The organism is Paludibaculum fermentans (assembly GCF_015277775.1).
GTDB classification, from domain to species: Bacteria; Acidobacteriota; Terriglobia; order Bryobacterales; family Bryobacteraceae; genus Paludibaculum; species Paludibaculum fermentans.
This window is the reverse complement of record NZ_CP063849.1, coordinates 7,262,393-7,278,015: the sequence shown is the minus strand read 5'-3', so window position 1 is coordinate 7,278,015 and position 15,623 is coordinate 7,262,393. Positions and strand designations below refer to the sequence as shown.

General features: G+C 64.1%; 17 protein-coding genes. 7 read left to right on the top strand and 10 right to left on the bottom strand.

What is annotated here, in order from left to right; genetic code table 11:
• Window positions 1-5 precede the first annotated feature (5 nt).
• Genes IRI77_RS28880 through IRI77_RS28870 form a run of 3 tightly spaced genes read left to right on the top strand, consistent with a single transcriptional unit; the run spans window position 6 to window position 2,223 of the window.
• On the top strand, window positions 6-515 hold the full coding sequence (locus tag IRI77_RS28880) for an SRPBCC family protein (RefSeq protein WP_194448435.1): 510 nt from the start codon (window positions 6-8) through the stop codon (window positions 513-515).
• Window positions 512-1,468, top strand: coding sequence for an alpha/beta fold hydrolase (locus IRI77_RS28875; protein WP_228486370.1), 957 nt, complete (start codon window positions 512-514; stop codon window positions 1,466-1,468). Before IRI77_RS28880 ends, IRI77_RS28875 begins: the two co-directional genes overlap by 4 nt.
• A gap of 29 nt (window positions 1,469-1,497) precedes the next feature.
• Window positions 1,498-2,223 (top strand): class I SAM-dependent methyltransferase, encoded by a 726-nt coding sequence (locus tag IRI77_RS28870; RefSeq protein ID WP_194448434.1) that lies wholly within the window; start codon window positions 1,498-1,500, stop codon window positions 2,221-2,223.
• A 19-nt stretch (window positions 2,224-2,242) separates the two neighbouring features.
• On the opposite strand, the gene IRI77_RS38430 is transcribed toward IRI77_RS28870, so the two are convergent.
• The 8 genes from IRI77_RS38430 to IRI77_RS28835 form a co-directional block, all read right to left on the bottom strand.
• A complete protein-coding gene (locus IRI77_RS38430) occupies window positions 2,243-2,377 on the bottom strand; it encodes a hypothetical protein (RefSeq protein ID WP_267239354.1) in 135 nt (44 codons plus the stop codon).
• The gene (locus IRI77_RS28865; RefSeq protein ID WP_194448433.1) at window positions 2,374-2,817 is read right to left on the bottom strand and encodes a hypothetical protein; all 444 of its coding nucleotides are present in this window, start codon (window positions 2,815-2,817) and stop codon (window positions 2,374-2,376) included. Before IRI77_RS28865 ends, IRI77_RS38430 begins: the two co-directional genes overlap by 4 nt.
• A gap of 6 nt (window positions 2,818-2,823) precedes the next feature.
• Window positions 2,824-3,399: a hypothetical protein gene (locus tag IRI77_RS28860; RefSeq protein ID WP_194448432.1), complete on the bottom strand. Its 576-nt coding sequence runs from the start codon at window positions 3,397-3,399 to the stop codon at window positions 2,824-2,826.
• A gap of 212 nt (window positions 3,400-3,611) precedes the next feature.
• Window positions 3,612-4,100, bottom strand: coding sequence for a hypothetical protein (locus tag IRI77_RS28855; RefSeq protein WP_194448431.1), 489 nt, complete (start codon window positions 4,098-4,100; stop codon window positions 3,612-3,614).
• A 232-nt stretch (window positions 4,101-4,332) separates the two neighbouring features.
• Window positions 4,333-4,530 (bottom strand): hypothetical protein, encoded by a 198-nt coding sequence (locus IRI77_RS28850; protein WP_194448430.1) that lies wholly within the window; start codon window positions 4,528-4,530, stop codon window positions 4,333-4,335.
• A gap of 614 nt (window positions 4,531-5,144) precedes the next feature.
• Window positions 5,145-6,665 carry a YifB family Mg chelatase-like AAA ATPase gene (locus IRI77_RS28845; protein WP_194448429.1) on the bottom strand — a complete coding sequence of 507 codons (1,521 nt, stop codon included), beginning with the start codon at window positions 6,663-6,665 and terminating at the stop codon, window positions 5,145-5,147.
• Window positions 6,666-6,729: 64 nt separating this feature from the next.
• Window positions 6,730-7,593, bottom strand: a complete 864-nt coding sequence (locus IRI77_RS28840; protein WP_194448428.1) for a hypothetical protein — start codon at window positions 7,591-7,593, stop codon at window positions 6,730-6,732.
• Window positions 7,594-7,609: 16 nt separating this feature from the next.
• Window positions 7,610-8,050, bottom strand: coding sequence for a DUF4352 domain-containing protein (locus IRI77_RS28835; RefSeq protein ID WP_194448427.1), 441 nt, complete (start codon window positions 8,048-8,050; stop codon window positions 7,610-7,612).
• Between the two features lie 175 nt (window positions 8,051-8,225).
• Here IRI77_RS28835 and IRI77_RS28830 point away from each other — a divergent pair, with 175 nt between their 5' ends.
• Genes IRI77_RS28830 through IRI77_RS28815 form a run of 4 tightly spaced genes read left to right on the top strand, consistent with a single transcriptional unit; the run spans window position 8,226 to window position 12,496 of the window.
• On the top strand, window positions 8,226-8,897 hold the full coding sequence (locus tag IRI77_RS28830; RefSeq protein WP_228486369.1) for a class I SAM-dependent methyltransferase: 672 nt from the start codon (window positions 8,226-8,228) through the stop codon (window positions 8,895-8,897).
• Window positions 8,894-10,009, top strand: coding sequence for an oligogalacturonate lyase family protein (locus IRI77_RS28825; RefSeq protein ID WP_194448426.1), 1,116 nt, complete (start codon window positions 8,894-8,896; stop codon window positions 10,007-10,009). The genes IRI77_RS28830 and IRI77_RS28825 overlap by 4 nt, the downstream gene beginning before the upstream one ends.
• 15 nt (window positions 10,010-10,024) lie before the next feature.
• Window positions 10,025-11,032: a metal-dependent hydrolase gene (locus IRI77_RS28820; RefSeq protein WP_194448425.1), complete on the top strand. Its 1,008-nt coding sequence runs from the start codon at window positions 10,025-10,027 to the stop codon at window positions 11,030-11,032.
• 12 nt (window positions 11,033-11,044) lie between these two features.
• Complete coding sequence (locus IRI77_RS28815) at window positions 11,045-12,496, top strand: aldehyde dehydrogenase family protein (RefSeq protein WP_228486368.1); 1,452 nt, start codon at window positions 11,045-11,047, stop codon at window positions 12,494-12,496.
• 12 nt (window positions 12,497-12,508) lie between these two features.
• Here IRI77_RS28815 and IRI77_RS28810 read toward each other — a convergent pair whose 3' ends face one another.
• Window positions 12,509-15,256, bottom strand: coding sequence for an ADOP family duplicated permease (locus IRI77_RS28810; RefSeq protein ID WP_194448424.1), 2,748 nt, complete (start codon window positions 15,254-15,256; stop codon window positions 12,509-12,511).
• Window positions 15,253-15,621, bottom strand: a complete 369-nt coding sequence (locus IRI77_RS28805; protein ID WP_194448423.1) for a PadR family transcriptional regulator — start codon at window positions 15,619-15,621, stop codon at window positions 15,253-15,255. The genes IRI77_RS28810 and IRI77_RS28805 overlap by 4 nt, the downstream gene beginning before the upstream one ends.
• Window positions 15,622-15,623 lie beyond the last annotated feature (2 nt).

The window sequence follows — 15,623 nt, the reverse complement described above, 5'->3', positions numbered from 1 at the left end:
CAAAGATGAAGAACACAGGGACGCTCACAGTCACAACACCTACTGAGCGGGAGATCGTCCTGACGCGGGTATTCCATGCGCCGCGACGCATGGTCTTCGACGCATTTACGAAACCGGAACTGTTGAAGCGCTGGTTTGGCCCGCGCGGCTGGAAACTGGTAGTTTGCGAGATCGACCTGCGAGTGGGCGGCACGTTCCGCTTTGTCCTGCGCGGACCGGATGGCCGCGACATGGGCATGCGCGGCGTCTACCGCGAGATCACGCCGCCGGAGCGCTCAGTCCACATGGAATCGTTCGACGACTATCCCGGCGAGTCTCAGGTGACCACCGTCCTGGTGGAGCAGGGCGGGCGAACTACGATGACCGCAACCGTACTCTATCCCTCGCGCGAGGTCCGCGACATCGTGATCAGCACCGGCATGGAGCATGGCGCCGCGGAAAGTTACGACAAGCTGGCGGAATTGCTGGAATCAACAGATTCGCGGCTCCCGGCAAAGGAAGCGGCCGGGTCATGAGCACGGGCCACCGTGCCCGCCGGCTGTTTCGCTGGACGGGCGGAATCCTGGCCGTCTTGGTGACGATCCTCGCCGGCCTGTGGATCGCAGCCAGCATGGCGTTGAACACGGACAGGGCTCCAGCCGGAGCGGTGGAGAAGCACGTGACCTCCAGGGACGGCACGAACCTCGCCTACGAACAGACGGGCCAGGGGCCGCCGGTCCTGCTCGTCGCCTCCGCCCTGGCCGATCGCGGCGCCGCCCGGCGGTTCGCGGAACAATTGGCCACGCACTTCACCGTGCTGAACTATGACAGGCGAGGCCGGGGCAAAAGCTCAGACACCCAGCCGTACGACCTTCAGCGCGAAGTCGAGGATATCGAGGCGCTGATCGATGCTTGCGGAGGGCCGGTACACCTTTTCGGCAGCTCTTCCGGAGCTGTGCTGGCCCTCGATGCGGCGAGCCGCCTGGGTGGGAAGGTCCGGCGCCTGGTCCTCTACGAGCCCCCCCTGATCGTGGACAACAGCTGGCCGCCGATGGCGGAGGGACTCGCGGGGGAGGCCGCACTGCTGACGGCGGCCGGCCGCCGGGATGAGGCGGTCCAACTCTTCTTCTCGAAAGGGATGGGGATTCCCCCACCCGCGGTCACTGCGATGCGCTACCTGATGCCCGGATGGTCAAAGATGACGGGGATGGCGCATACGATCCCCTATGATCTGAGCATTGTGGCTGGTACACAGACCGGGAAGCCGCTGCCCCGGGATCGCTGGAGCGGTGAGTCCACGCCTGCCCTGGTCGCGGTGGGCAGCAGGAGCGAACTGTTCTTTCATCATGGCGCGCAGGCACTGGCCGGAATGCTGCCGCACGCACAGTACGTCACGCTGGAAGGCCAGGACCATTCCGCCGTGCTTCTGGCGCCCAGGGAACTGGCGGCCCTGGCCAGTGAGTTCTTTCGCGCGGGAAACAAACCTTAATTCGTTTTGGAGAGAAGCGCCTCGCTACCATGGTGGATATGGACAACGGGTGGCAGAAGTCGGCGCGTGCCTGGATCGCGGATATGGGGGAAGCCGGCGATTTCGGTCGCCGCTATGTGCTCGATCCGGTCATGCTGCCCCGCGCGTTGGCGCACTCTCCGAAATCGGCGCTGGATGTAGGCTGCGGCGAGGGCCGCTTCTGCCGCATGCTCAAGCGTCACGGAGTGGAGGTAACAGGCATCGATCCGACGCCGGCGCTGCTGGCCGCGGCCCGCAAACGCGATGCAACCGGCGTCTACCTGGAAGCCACGGCGGAGCGGCTACCGTTTGAGGATGCGTCCTTCGATCTCGTTGTCAGCTACCTGACACTGATCGATATCCCCGACATCCGGGCGGCCATCGCGGAGATGGCGCGCGTACTGAAGCCCGGCGGCTCCCTGTTGATCGCCAACCTGACCAGCTTCAATACGGCCTGCGCCGGCGATGGCTGGATCAAGGGCAGCAGCGGCCGCCGCCTGCATTTCCCCATCGACGACTACCTGAAGGAACGTTCGGTCTGGATCGACTACCGGGACATCCGGGTCGTGAACCATCACCGGCCCTTGAGCACCTACATGAAGCTGCTGCTGGACACGGGCCTGCAACTGACCCACTTTGACGAGCCGGCGCCCATCGCCGCAACTCCGCCGGCCAAGGCCGCCAGCTACCGGCGTGTCCCCTGGTTCCTGGTCATGGAGTGGGTGAAGCCGGTTTAGCCCGGGCGGCCTGGGTTGGTTATTCGCGCTTCCCCCAGCTTCTTTTATCCCGTCCCTGCCGGTAGGTGATGTACATTTCGGCCGCAGTCCAGAGAACCCCAATCACCAAGCCGCCAACGTGGAAGGTGTCCCACGTCCACAACGAGGCGGTCATGATTCGCCTCCTGCCCCTGCAGGCCGGCCTGCTGCCCTGCCGAGAATCAGCGGTAACTGCACTACCAGATAGATCAGGAAGCATGCTCTAAGACTGCTCTCCCGCAGCACCAGGGCAGCTTCCAGCCCGGCCGCGAGCACCCCGATCCCCAGGTACAGGTACCATGCGCCACATCCAAGGTCGATCAACCGGCGGCGCGAGTTTCTCACCTCAGCCGCCACCAGGATGGCCAAACAGAGCCACAGACCGAAGAACCGCAGAAAGGGCGGGCTTCCTCCCTGAAGACGTATTTGCAGCAAGGGCCTGAGGGCGTTTGTTGCCAATTGTGACAGGAGCAGGAAACCGCAACAGGCCCCGAAATAGCTGAATGATCCGCGATCGTCGGAGAACCATCGCCAGGCATGGGACCATCGATTGACGCGGGAGGAAGCGGGAGACATCGTGGCTTACTCCTTTGCGGGCTCCTGCATCGCACAAAGCGCAACAACGAGGGCAACACCGAGAGACACGACAATCTGCCCTCCAGACAGAAAATAGGCCACGGTTCCGCCGGCGACCAGCGAGCAGGAACCGGTCGCCATCAGGTGCGTCAGGTTGAGCGGACGTGGAAAGAGAAAGCCGCACAGCAGGGCTCCGGCGATCACGACGATGGGCACGCCAAGAGCAGCGCCTTCGGCTCCAGAACTGCAGGCCAGGTCGAGATAGTCATGCGCCTCCAGGTACATGAGCACGAACCCTCCGCCAAGACCGCTGGCCATGGCAAGCAGGAGGAAAGAGAAGACGTTTCCGGCTCGAAGTACAAAAGCGGATTGCCTCAGCTTCGGGAGAAACCTCGACACGACATATTCCGCGGTTGCACCCAGTAGGGCGCCGCCGCCCGTCGCAAGGCTGAGGGACCAAACCTGCAGCGGATTCACGAAAGCGGTGACCAGGCCGGTACCCAGCGCGCTGCCGGCGGTGACGAAAGTGAGATCCCGCAGTTTGAGTGCCCGGCCCCTGGCTGCGAACAGCAGGGCAGACACCGCCAGAAACGCCGAGGCACCGACAAATGGCGTGCAGATGCCTGGACAGACTGGCGGCCTTCTGAGGTCATCCGCAATACACCCAACCCCGGTTCCCAGCGTCCACAGGGTGATGAGCCAAAGGAGGAGCCGCCGTGTTCTATAGAGCACGATGCCCTGCTTTCATTGACTGGTGGAGTTCCATCCATTTCTCCGCTGGGGCGCCGGCAGGCTCAGGCGCTCTTCCGGGATTCTATTTCGGCCCAGAGCAGCACGGACAGCACCGCGTAGCCAAAGTAACCAGCGATGGCGCCGCCCTCGATCAACCTTACTCCCAACGAGGTATGAGGAAATGGGGCAGTTGACACTAAAGCGGTGGCCGCGAGCGCCACCCAATTGAGCGCGCAGATCAACCCAAGTATTGCCCAGGCAGGCTTCCAGCCAACTGCCTTCAAGGCCCCAATCGTGGCCGTGATCGACAACGCGGTCGCATAGCTCGCCGCAGTGCAGGCAAGCAGGAACATCGACCATTCGAATAGGTCCCAGTGAGGCCGCCCGATCTTCGACGCGCGCGACGCGAGTCCACGCATTGACAGAATGAACAGCCAGAAGCTCAGTATTTGCTTTGAGCCGAACAGCTCAATTGCCATGCGCTCCGGAAGAATCTCAGGCTTCCACACGCGAAACGGGCGCAGGCGTCCAGGATGGCACAGGTCAGTCACTCTCCCATCCGCCTTCCAGTCACTCCGGTTGCCCTTCGCCGGACAGGCCGGGCTCCTTCCCCTGAGCCCCCTCCTCGGTGCGGGGCGCGGATGCGACGAACATCAGAAGGAGGGGTAGAAGTGCCGCAGGAATCGCGCATAGCAGGGCGCTGGCGACCATCGCTGTTGGGCTCGGGTGCGTACGGATAGACCATGCGAAAAGCAGCAGGGGCGACGAGACCAGCGCCGCCCACTAACGCGAGGCGCCGAGATCCACAAGCCGCGCACTCGACAGGACGGTCATCAGCACGCAGCCGAAAACATATACGGCTAACGGATGATCAGGGAACTTCAACTCATAGCGCGATTCGACTCCAAGCGCAGCCAGGCTCGCCAGAATGTATCGCTCGCGGTCGATGGGCCCCACAATGTACTTGGCGAATGCGTTCATCTGATCAAGACCACCTCACCCGGCCCCATTGGTGCTTGCGCGATTCGACCGCAACAAGAGCAGTACCATCATCGACACGTAGGCGGCGAGGGCGGCCGCGGTAGGGACGAATAGGAGGGATGCCCATTCCAGACTCGGGTGATGCCGGACCCGCGCGGGGCTCACGAGGAGCAGTGGAACGCAGCCGGCCCCAGCGCCAGCTCGCCCCACCCTCGGGGCGAGCCGACACTCCCTAATCGCTGCACGGTCGCCAGACCCAGGAATGCCCAGGTCAAGATCACTCCACCCATCCAGCACCAGGACTCAGATGGGCCCAATGCCCTTCTCGGAAGAAGTGCGTCAGCGAATGTGATACCGATGAGATGAGCCACCAGATACTGCCCTTGGCCGATCGGATTCCTGGGACTCAGCCAACGCATAGGACTTGAAGATATCACGACTTCTCGCAACAATCGGCTTACAAACAGAATTCAATTCACGAGGCATCCTTGCGGAATTAACCCTATTTCACAGGCTGGACCTCACGTAAAGCCACAAAGCCAGCGCGGGCAATGACGGGGCGAATGCCGTGCGGGCAAGACGAGGTGGGTTTGACGGCAGGCGGCCGGTCCGCGTCAATTCCAGAAACTGCGATCCAGCGAGCGGTACTGCACCGCCTCCGCCACGTGCTTTGCCTGGATTTGCTCGCTCGCGGACAGGTCCGCAATCGTGCGAGCCACTTTGAGGATCCGGTCGTGCGCCCGCGCCGAGAGGCCCATGCGGCGGACCGCCATCTCCATGGTGCGCTCGCCTGCGTCGTCCAACGGGCATATCTCGCGCAAACGTCCGGGAGGGATAGTGGCGTTCACATATCCGCGCTGCTGCTGGATGGCCCTCGCCGCCAAGACGCGCTGCCGCATCTCAGCCGAAGACATCCCGGTATCACGGCTGCGCAACTCCTGGTACGGGACGGCAGGAATCTCGATATGCAGGTCGATGCGGTCGAGCAGGGGCCCGCTGATCTTGCCCATATACATCTGGATCTGGGCGCCGGTGCAACGGCACTCCCGCGTCGGGTCGCCGTGGTAGCCGCAGCGGCAGGGATTCATCGCCGCCACCAGCATGAACGTCGATGGAAAGTTCAGCGTGATCTGCGAACGCGCAATCGTGACGGAGCCCTCCTCCAGCGGCTGTCGCAGCATCTCCAGCACATTGCGGGGAAACTCAGGCAATTCGTCGAGGAACAGCACGCCGTTGTGCGCCAGGCTCACTTCACCGGGCCGCGGCATGCCGATGCCTCCCCCCACCAGGGCAGCATCGGAGATCGTGTGGTGCGGCGCGCGAAACGGCCTCGCGCCCAGCAGGCCCGTTCCTCTCGGCAAGGCATCGGCAACGCTGTGGACCTGCGTAGCCACCAAAGCCTCGGCGAGCGTCATGGGCGGCAGGATGCCGGAAAGCCGTCGCGCCAGCATCGTCTTTCCTGACCCAGGCGGACCCACCAGCAGCAGGTTGTGTGCTCCGGCCGCCGCCACTTCCATTGCCCGCTTGCCGGTGGTCTGCCCGCGGACGTCACGAAAGTCCGGCGCCTCAACGTTTGGATCCACGGCAACCGGTGGACTGGGCTGCTGCGGCTTGAAGCGTTCGGGATTCGAGAGCAGCCCCACCACCTCGCTGAGATGGGAGACTCCGTAGACTTTCAGCCCTTCCACCACCGCCGCCTCGGCGGCATTCTCACGAGGCACCACAATGCTGTGCGCCCCTTCGACCCGCGCACAGGCAGCCATCGAAATGGCGCCCCGCACCGGCCGCAAACCGCCATCCAGCGACAACTCGCCCACCATCATCAGCCGGTCGCACTTCCGCACCGTACCCGTCGCCCCCAGGATGGCCGCCGCCATGGGCAGATCGAACCCGGCGCCTTCCTTCCTCACATTGGCGGGCGCCAGGTTGATGGTGACGGCGCGATTGGGGTAGCCGAAGCCGGAGTTATGGATGGCCGAGCGGATGCGCTCGCGGCTTTCACGGACCGCCGTGTCGGGCATCCCCACCACGACAAAATCCCGCTGCGATCCGCCCTGGGACAGATCGACCTCAATGTCGATGGGACGCGCTTCAATCCCGAAAATGGCAGCGCTGCGCGTGTGAAAGAGCGGCATGAACCGTCAGAGACCTGACAAAACAGAGTGCCCCGCCGCGCAGGAAGTTCTCAACGGAGTGAAGTTAATTTGGAGGGGGCGCCACCGCGAACTTCGCGCTCGACTCGGTTTCGACCCCGGCGACATGGTCTTTCACCTTGACCAGCAGCGTGTAGTCGGCCGCCAGAACCCCGGCATTCAGATTCAGGGTCAGCTCTCCATTAAGCAGACGCTGCGGGTAGTAAGGCGAGTTGGACTCCGAGGCGGCTTGCGGCTGTGTAAACAGTACCTTTCCTGCCGCATTCAGAACCGAGAGGCTGTAATCCACCTCGAATTTGTTCTTTTCCCCTAACTTGAAGCCTGCCAGCTCAAAACGGGCAATCAGCGTCTCGCCGGCATGATAGATGGGATTCTCCATCGCCTGCCGGTCGGTCGGAGTTCTCAGGAACCGGAGGTTGAGGATCGACAACCCCTGGACGACGGGCAAGGGACGGCCGGAGACGTTGAAGCGCGTTTCGGTGTCGATGCTGGTTTTCGCGAACTCATCGGCCACGTGCAGTTTGAGCTTGTAGGCGCCGGGCGGCAATTGAGCGGGCAAAGGCAGGGTCTGGGCGATCTTGGGCAGCCAGTTCTTGTCGTTCTCGGTGATCTCTTCCTGGATGGTTCCGTTCAACGGAGCCATCAGGAGCAGCCCTTCCGGATCGACGGCGACTAACTGCCAGCGCAGGTCAACTTTGTCTTTCTGGACGGTGAAGCCGCCGATGCGAAAGCTGAAGTACAGCAACTCGCCGGCGGTGTATTGATAGGTATCGGCAATAGCGGCCCCTTCCTCCTGTTTATAGTGCAGGGTGGGCCTGACGACGGAAAGTCCACGAGTGGCGGCAGCAGGCGGCTGGGCAAAGCCAACCGCCGCTGTGAGGAATAATGGCGCGAAGAACAGAAGCTTCACGCTTCCATTGTGCGCCTTACTTGGGGCTCGCAGGAGTGGCCAGTGAATCGACACCCTTGATAGGTGGCGCTTCCACCCGAAGCGGAAGATCTACCAGGGCCGTCGTCTCGGACTCCGCGTCTCCACCGCTGGAGATGCGCAGTTTGTAGCCCCCGAGCGGAACATCGAACAGGATGTGACCGTTGAGAGTCTGCGCGGGCGGTACCGGCCGCAACAAACCAAGCCACTGCGCCACGCCCTCGCCCTTGTCCATCTCGCGGTACTCCTTGCCATCGGCGTCGATCAGCGCCAGCAAAGGCACGTTGACGTCGCCGCCGCTGCCATTGGTGATCGAAACGTTCACCACCAGGAAGCGATGCTCCGGCAATTTGGCTCCCAGGGAACCTTCGAGCGACTCTTTCCACTCCGTGTCCAGCACGGTATAGGTCAAAGGACCCACCGCGGCCGGAGAACCCATCTGGTATACCCTTGAACTGTTCGCACCGCTCTTGAGGCGGGAACACCCAGGCGCGATCAATGCTAACCCCAGGCAAGCCAGAAGCAGGCTTAGGGTTGGTAGTCTCATAAATTTCAAAATCATTCCGAGGTCGCTCCGAATCTCTCCACTGTAGAACCTTATCGAAATGCGGACCATGTTGCAATCATCCCGAATAGTGGCTTTCGCCCTTCTTTTGTCCATGGCCGACGTAGCTTCCGGACAGCAGGAAAGGCACCCGATCACCGGCCGGGCCTATGCGGGCGTGATGGGTATGGGTGGCGCCCCCTGGCTCGATCGCGACGACCGCGAGCGGGAGGAAAATCCGCAACTGGCCGTAAAACTACTGGGCATTCAGGCCGGAGACATCGTCGCCGACGTGGGCGCCGGATCCGGCTACTACACGGAATTACTGGCCAACCGAGTAGGTCCTGCCGGCAAGGTTTACGCCTCTGACCTGCAGCCCGGCATGCTTCAACTGATCCGCGAACGCATTGAAAAGAAAGGCTTGAAGAATATTCAGGTGGTCCAGGCGTCCGAGGCTTCGCCGAACCTGCCGAACGCCGCGCTCGATCTGATCCTGATGGTGGACGTGTACCACGAATTCTCCAAACCCCAGGAAATGCTGCGCGCCATGCGGGGGTCTCTCAAGCCCGGCGGGCGCCTGGTGCTGCTGGAATACAGGAAGGAAGACGCGGCGGTCCCCATCCGCGAAGAGCACAAAATGAGCGTGGCCGGGGTGCGCGCAGAAGTGGAGCCCGAAGGCTTCCGTTTTGAGAAGGTGTTGCCTGATCTCCCCTGGCAGCATATCCTTATCTTTCGCAAGTGAAATCAACAATCTACCCTTCCGAGCACGCCCTGGAACGGGATCCCTCCACCGGCGCGGCCATCCACCGCCTCACTTCCGCCGCCTGCATCAACCACGCGACCTACTTCTTACAAAGTTCACTCACCCCGGACGGCAGCACCCTGATCTTCACCAGCTACCGCACCGGCTCAGCTCAACTCTTCTCCATTGAGGAGTTCCCTCACGGACCCATCCGGCAGTGGACCGACGGCGACGCGATCCATCCCTTCTCCCCGGCCATCGACTCCACCGGCCAGCAGGTCTACTTCGTCCGCTCCGGCTCAGTCTGGTCGATCCAGCGCCAAAACCTGGAGGAGCGGCTGATCGCCCGCTTTGAAGGAGCCCAACTCGGCGAAGTCTCGCTGTCCGCCGACGGTGAATGGTTGACGGCGGCCGCTAAGCAAGGATCCCAGAGCGGCCTGGTCGTGGGCCGGACCGACGGCACCGACTGGCGCCTGATTCCCTTTCCCCGCACCGTCATCCATCCGCAGTTCCATCCGCTCGACCCGGAGTGGATCGAGTTCGCAGGCGACCCCGCGCCCCGCATGCACCGCGTGCGCCGCGATGGCACCAGGCTGGAATGCCTGTACGAACACGGCAACGACGAGTTCGTGGTGCACGAGACCTTCCTGGGCCGCACCGGCGACCTCGTCTACACCGTCTGGCCGTTCGCGCTCTGGCGCATGAACTGGGAGACCCGCGAACACCACCGCATCTGCGAGTTCAACGCCTGGCACATCACCCCCAATCGCGCCGGCACCCTCGTCCTGTGCGACACCAACCATCCCGACCTCGGCCTGTTCCTGATCGATGCCGCCACCGGAGCGCGCCAGCCCATCTGCCAGTCGCAGGCTTCTAGCGGCGGTACGCAGTGGCTCACCTCGCGCTACGCCCTGGCCGAGGATTTCGCTGCCGCCCGCAGCGCCGCCAAGTCAGGAGCCCTGAGCTGGATGGAAGTCTCCACCGACACCGTCTACGGTCCCCAGTGGACCCATCCGCATCCTTCCTTCTCTCCCGACGAGCAACTGGTGATCTTCACCAGCGACCGCACCGGCCATCCGCAGGTCTATGCCGCGGAAGTGCCCGCCTCATGAACGCGGTGATCCGCCATGGATAATCTCACTCACTCGCTCACCGGAGTCCTGCTGGCGCGCGCCGGCCTCAACCGCCTGGTGCCGCGCGCCACGGTGCTGGCTGTCATCGCGGCCAATCTGCCCGACCTCGACATCGTCACCGGACTGCGCGGCTGGCTCTGCTATCTCGCAAACCATCGCGGCTTCTCCCACGCCCTCTTCTGGCTACCGTTGGTAGCGCTGGCTCCGCTGCCCCTCTGGTGGCTGCTGGCCCGCAGCCAGGGCGTCCGCCCGCTGGACTGGCTGAAAGCCTACCTCGTCTCCGCCGTCGCCCTGTTCAGCCACCTGATGCTCGACTGGATGAACGTCTACGGCATCCGCCTGAAGCTCCCGTTCTCCGGCGAGTGGCTGCACCTCGACCTCCTCAACATCGTCGACGTCTGGGTCTGGGCCATTCTCCTGCTGTGCGCCCTGGGCCCGCTGCTGGGCCGGTTGGTGGAAAGCGAAATGGGCGCGCGGCGCGGAGCCGGGCGCGGCATGGCAGTGGCCGGCCTGCTGCTGGTGGCCCTCTACATCGGCGGACGCGCGCAGTTGCACGACCAGGCGGTCAGGGCACTGGAAGCGCGCATGTACCGGCACGAGATGCCGCGCCGGGTTCTGGCCCTCCCAGGCGCTTTCAACCCCTGGCAGTGGACCGGAGTCGTGGAAACCTCGAGTGCCTGGCACGTCGTCCCGCTCGATCTTCACCGTGAATTCGATCCGGAATCGGGGCGCACTTTCCCCAAGCTGGACACCACCCCTGTGCGCGCCGCCGTCCTCGCCACCGAGACCGCCCGCGTCTTCCTCGACTTCTCCCAGGCCCCGCTGTGGCGCATCACCCCTACCCCGTCGCCGGAAGGCGCGGTGAGCGTCACCATCCACGATCTGCGCTTTGGCGTGCCGGGCGACAACGCCTTCACGGCCGAGTGGATCGTCGACGCCCAGGGCCGTGTCGTGCGGGAAGGCTTCGACTTTGGCAGGATGGGAAAAGCTGGAAAGCCCTAGGAGCGGCTGGCTGTGACCACTCTCAACACGCACACTCCGGAATACCCGATGTGGATCGCCGGCAGGGAGATCCGCACCGCCTCACCACTCACCGTTCGCGTCCCTTACGACGGGTCGCCCTTCGCCACCGTCTTTGCCGCCGGGCCGAATGAGTTGCAACAGGCCGTGGAAGCCGCCGTGGCGGCAGCGCCCGTCATGCGGGCCCTCACCCTGGACGAACGCAGCGCCATCCTGCGCACGGCCCACTACCGTCTGCTGGAGCAGAAGGAAGAGTTCGCCCGCACCATCAGTTCCGAGAGCGGCAAGCCGCTGCGCGAAGGCCGCGTGGAAGTGGAGCGCGCCGCCGGAACGCTACTCTTCTCCTCCGAAGAGGCCCACCGCCTGGCCGGAGAAGTCGTACCCATGGAGGCGCTGTCCGCCGGCAAGGGCCGCATGGCAATGACGGTCCGCGAACCCGTCGGCGTCATCGCCGCCATCACCCCCTTCAACTTCCCGCTCAACCTCAGCGTGCACAAGATCGGGCCCGCGCTGGCCGGCGGCAATACGGTGATCCACAAGCCGGCCTCGGCCACCCCCGTCTGTGCCCTGAAACTGGCGCGCCTGCTGCACGACTGCGGTCTCCCAGCCGGAGCGCTCAACGTCGTCACCGGACCCGGCGGCGCCATCGGCGACTTCCTGGTGGAGCACCCCTCCATCCGCATGATCACCTTCACCGGCAGCGCCGAAGTAGGCCTGCGGATCCGTGCCCGCGCCGGCCTGAAGCGCGTCACCCTGGAACTCGGCAACAACTCGGCCCTCCTGGTGGAACCGGACGCCGATCTGGCCGACTGTGTCGAACGAGCCGTGCCTGGCGCCTACGCGCACTCCGGACAGGTCTGCATTTCGGTACAGCGCATCTTCGTCCACCGCCGCATCCACGACGAGTTCGTCGAACGCTTCACCACCGCCGCGCGAGCCTTGCGCGTAGGCCCGCCGCTCGACCCGGCGACGCAGGTGAGCTCGCTCATCACCGAAACCGAGGCGCGGCGCGTGGAGCAATGGGTGGAAGAGGCAGTCGCCGCCGGAGCCGTCCGCCACAGCGGCGGCCCTCGCTCCACCGCCACCCTGCAGCCGGTCGTCCTGACGGAAGTCCCGGAGCAGTCGCGCGTCTTCCGCCAGGAGGCCTTCGGACCCGTGGCCGCCATCAATGCTTACGACGCCCTGGACGACGCCATCGCGCGCTTGAACAATTCCGACTACGGCCTGCAGGCCGGCATCTTCACAAACGATCTCGACAAGGCGTTCCACGCGGCGCACCGCGTCGAGGTGGGCGGTTTCCTGATCAACGATGTCCCTCAGTTCCGCCTCGACCAGATGCCCTATGGCGGCGTGAAACTCAGCGGCACCGGCCGCGAAGGTCCGCGCTACGCCATCGAGGAGATGACGGAACCCAAGCTGATCAGTTGGCGAACCCGCCGCGGTTAGCCGCCGCCCCGGCTACTCCGACCGCAATGTCACCGCCGGATCGATATTGGTGGACCGCCGCGCGGGCACATAACAGGCGAGCAAGGCCAGCCCGGCCAGCAACGCCGGAGCCCCAATCAACAGCATGGGGTCGTAGCCCTGCACACTGGCCACGGTGAAGAAGATGCCGGACAATGCCCGGACACCGGCCAGCGAAAGCGCCAGCCCCACCGCCGTTCCCAGCAGCACCATCAGCGCCCCATCCTTCATCACCAGAACCAGTACATCCCGTTTCTGGGCGCCCAGCGCCAGCCGGATCCCAATCTCGTGGCCACGCCTTGCGACCGAATAGGCCGTGACTCCAGCCAGTCCGACAGCCGCCAGCACAAGCCCGAACAGGCCAATCAGGCCGTAGGTCCACGAGGCCGCTTTCAGCATCGACATGAATTGCGCGATGTGCTCCATCATGCTGCCGGCATGGAAAGGAGTGATCCGTCCGTCGAGGCTCGCGATCTCCCTCTCCACCAAACTCACCACATCGACACCTGGAGCGCCGCGCACCAGCAGCGTCACTCCGCGCAAGGAGGGCTGGACATGGTCCTCCGGGCGCAACGGGAAATAGACCGCTGGATGCTTCTTGCTTGCTACCAGGTCCTCCGAAACATCGCCGGCCACGCCCACCACTTCATAGCTAGCAGGCGCCGCCGACAACGCACTGGCCCGCAAGTCGATGGTTCCCGGCATCGCCGCGAACGCGCCCTGCGCGGCCGCGTTGCCCAGCTCAATGCGCCGTCCCACCGGATCGGTCCCCTTCCAGATCTTGCGAACCGCCTCCTGGCTCACGATCACCGCCATGGCCCCGGCCCGCTCATCCTGCCTTTGGAAGCTGCGGCCGGAGAGGATGCGAATACCCACCGTCGCGAAGTAATCGCGGCCCACTGTATGTTTGCGTGCCCAATTCGCGGCACGCCGCCCATCCTCGCTGGAATCAGCGTTCAGGAACCGGACTCCGGCGTTGCCGTCGAGGGAAACCGGCAGTGTATCCGTGAGGCTCGCTGAGACCACTCCACGCTTCGCCTTCACGCTCTCCAGCAACTTCTCCAGGAAGTCTCCAGCGCGGTCCGGAGCGTAGCCATCGCGCACCGGATCGAGCGAGACCATGTACAGGTTCCTGGGATCGAACCCCTCCTGCACGCCCATCGTGCTCTGGATCCCGATGCCCAGATAGCCCGTCAGCAGCAGCAGCGTCAGGGAGGCGGCCATCTGCAGCAGCATCAACCCATTCTTGAGCCGGGGCACCCTGCGCACCTTGGCGCGCAGCCCGCCGCTCTCCTTCAAAGCCTGCACCAGGTCTGTGCGCGTCGCCTGCAGTGCGGGCGCCAATCCAAAGGCGAAGCCGGCAAGGCCTGTGGCTGCAAACGTGAACAGGAAGGCGCGCCAGTCCGGGGTCAGATCAAAGCCCACTGGAATGGGTAACGGCATCTTCAACTGCGACAAGGCGTGCATGATCCAGTAACTCAGCAGCAACGCCGGCGGAGCCGACGCCATCGACAGCAGCACGCTCTCCGTCAGCAACTGCCTGATCAGTCGTGCCCGGCTGGCGCCCAGGGACAGGCGGACCGAAATCTCCTTACGCCGGTCGACGGCACGCGCCAGCATCATGTTGGCGACGTTGGCGCAGGCGATCAACAGCAACAGCCCGCCCAGCACCATCAGGAACTCTTTGAAGAAGGGCACGTCCTGTTTGCGCAGCGGCAGGATCTTCCCGCCGCCCATCAACTGCACGCGCATCCCTTTCTGGTAGCGGTCCGCGTCCCCATAGGAGTCAGCCAACTGCTGCGCGGCTGCATTCAACTGAGCCAGGGCGCTGGCCTCCGAAGTCCCCGGCTTCAGCCGGCACACCATCTGGAACATCGTAAGGTCACGGCGCTCCAGTGCGTTACCGCCCAACTCCGGAACCAGCCGGGCATCGACGGACACCGGCAGCCATAAATCGGCGGGAAAGATGGTTGGGGACGCGCCGAGGAACTCCTCCGCGGCTACGCCGACGACCGTGCAGGGGCTGCCATTCACTGAGAGCTTGCGGCCCACCACCGCGGGATCCGAACCCAGGTGCTCCTGCCAGTACCGGTAGCTCACCACCACCACCGGAGCCTGTCCCGCCAGCCCGTCGGCCTCATCCAGGAACCGCCCCAACACAGGATGTACACCCAAAGTGGAGAAGTAGCCGGGCGTCACCAGATGGCCCCAGATCCGCCCGGTCCGCGCGCCGCTTCTGACCCCAAAAGGCACGGGCGCCACGTAAGCAAAGGAACCGGCAAACAGGTTGGGAAGCTCGCGGTACCGGCGATAAGTGGGATAGGAAACCGGCGCCTGCAGCGAGACGAGTTGCTGCGGCTGAGCCACGCCGGGCAGGTCGCGCAGCAATCCGTTCATCTCGGAGTAGGCACACGTCGCAATGCAGACGCCCAGCGTGATGGAAGTCAGGGCAACAGCGGTGAATCCCGGCGAGCCGGCCAGCCTGCGCAAGCCGTAGCGGATGTCGTACCGCAGTTCCGCGGCGTATTCCACAGGGATTCGCCAGGCAAGGTCCAGCAGCAACCGGAGCAACCCGCCCACCCCGTGCCGCCGCCACACGGGTTCAATCAGATCCTCGGCTGCCTGCAGCATCTCGTCGCCATAGACATTCCGGAACTCGTGGGGAAACGACCGTTCCAGGGCGCGGTAGAGCCGCAGCGTGAGCGCAACGGGCCGGGGCGAGTCGGTCGAATCCGGCCTCATGATTCCGCCTCGCTCTTCGTCAAGCCCCGCTTGCCGCGGATCACCCGCACCAGATCCTCCAGCCGCTCGCTCTCGGCCTTGAGCACGCTCCGCCCCAGCGGAGTCAGGCGGTAATAGCGGCGGCGCGCGTCATCCAGTTCGGCGCTGGGCCGTTCATCCGACTCTTCGAGGAGATCTTCCTCCATCAGCCGCTTGATCGTGCCGTAAAGAGTGGCGGGCCACAGCCGCAATTTCCCGCCGGTGCGGTCCAGCACCTCCTGCATAATGCCGTAGCCGTGCTGCTCCTCATCAGCCAGTGACAGCAGAACGTGAAACCAGTTGGGCTTGAGAGGAAGGAAACTCTCAGGCGTGTGTGCCTCGGTCATAG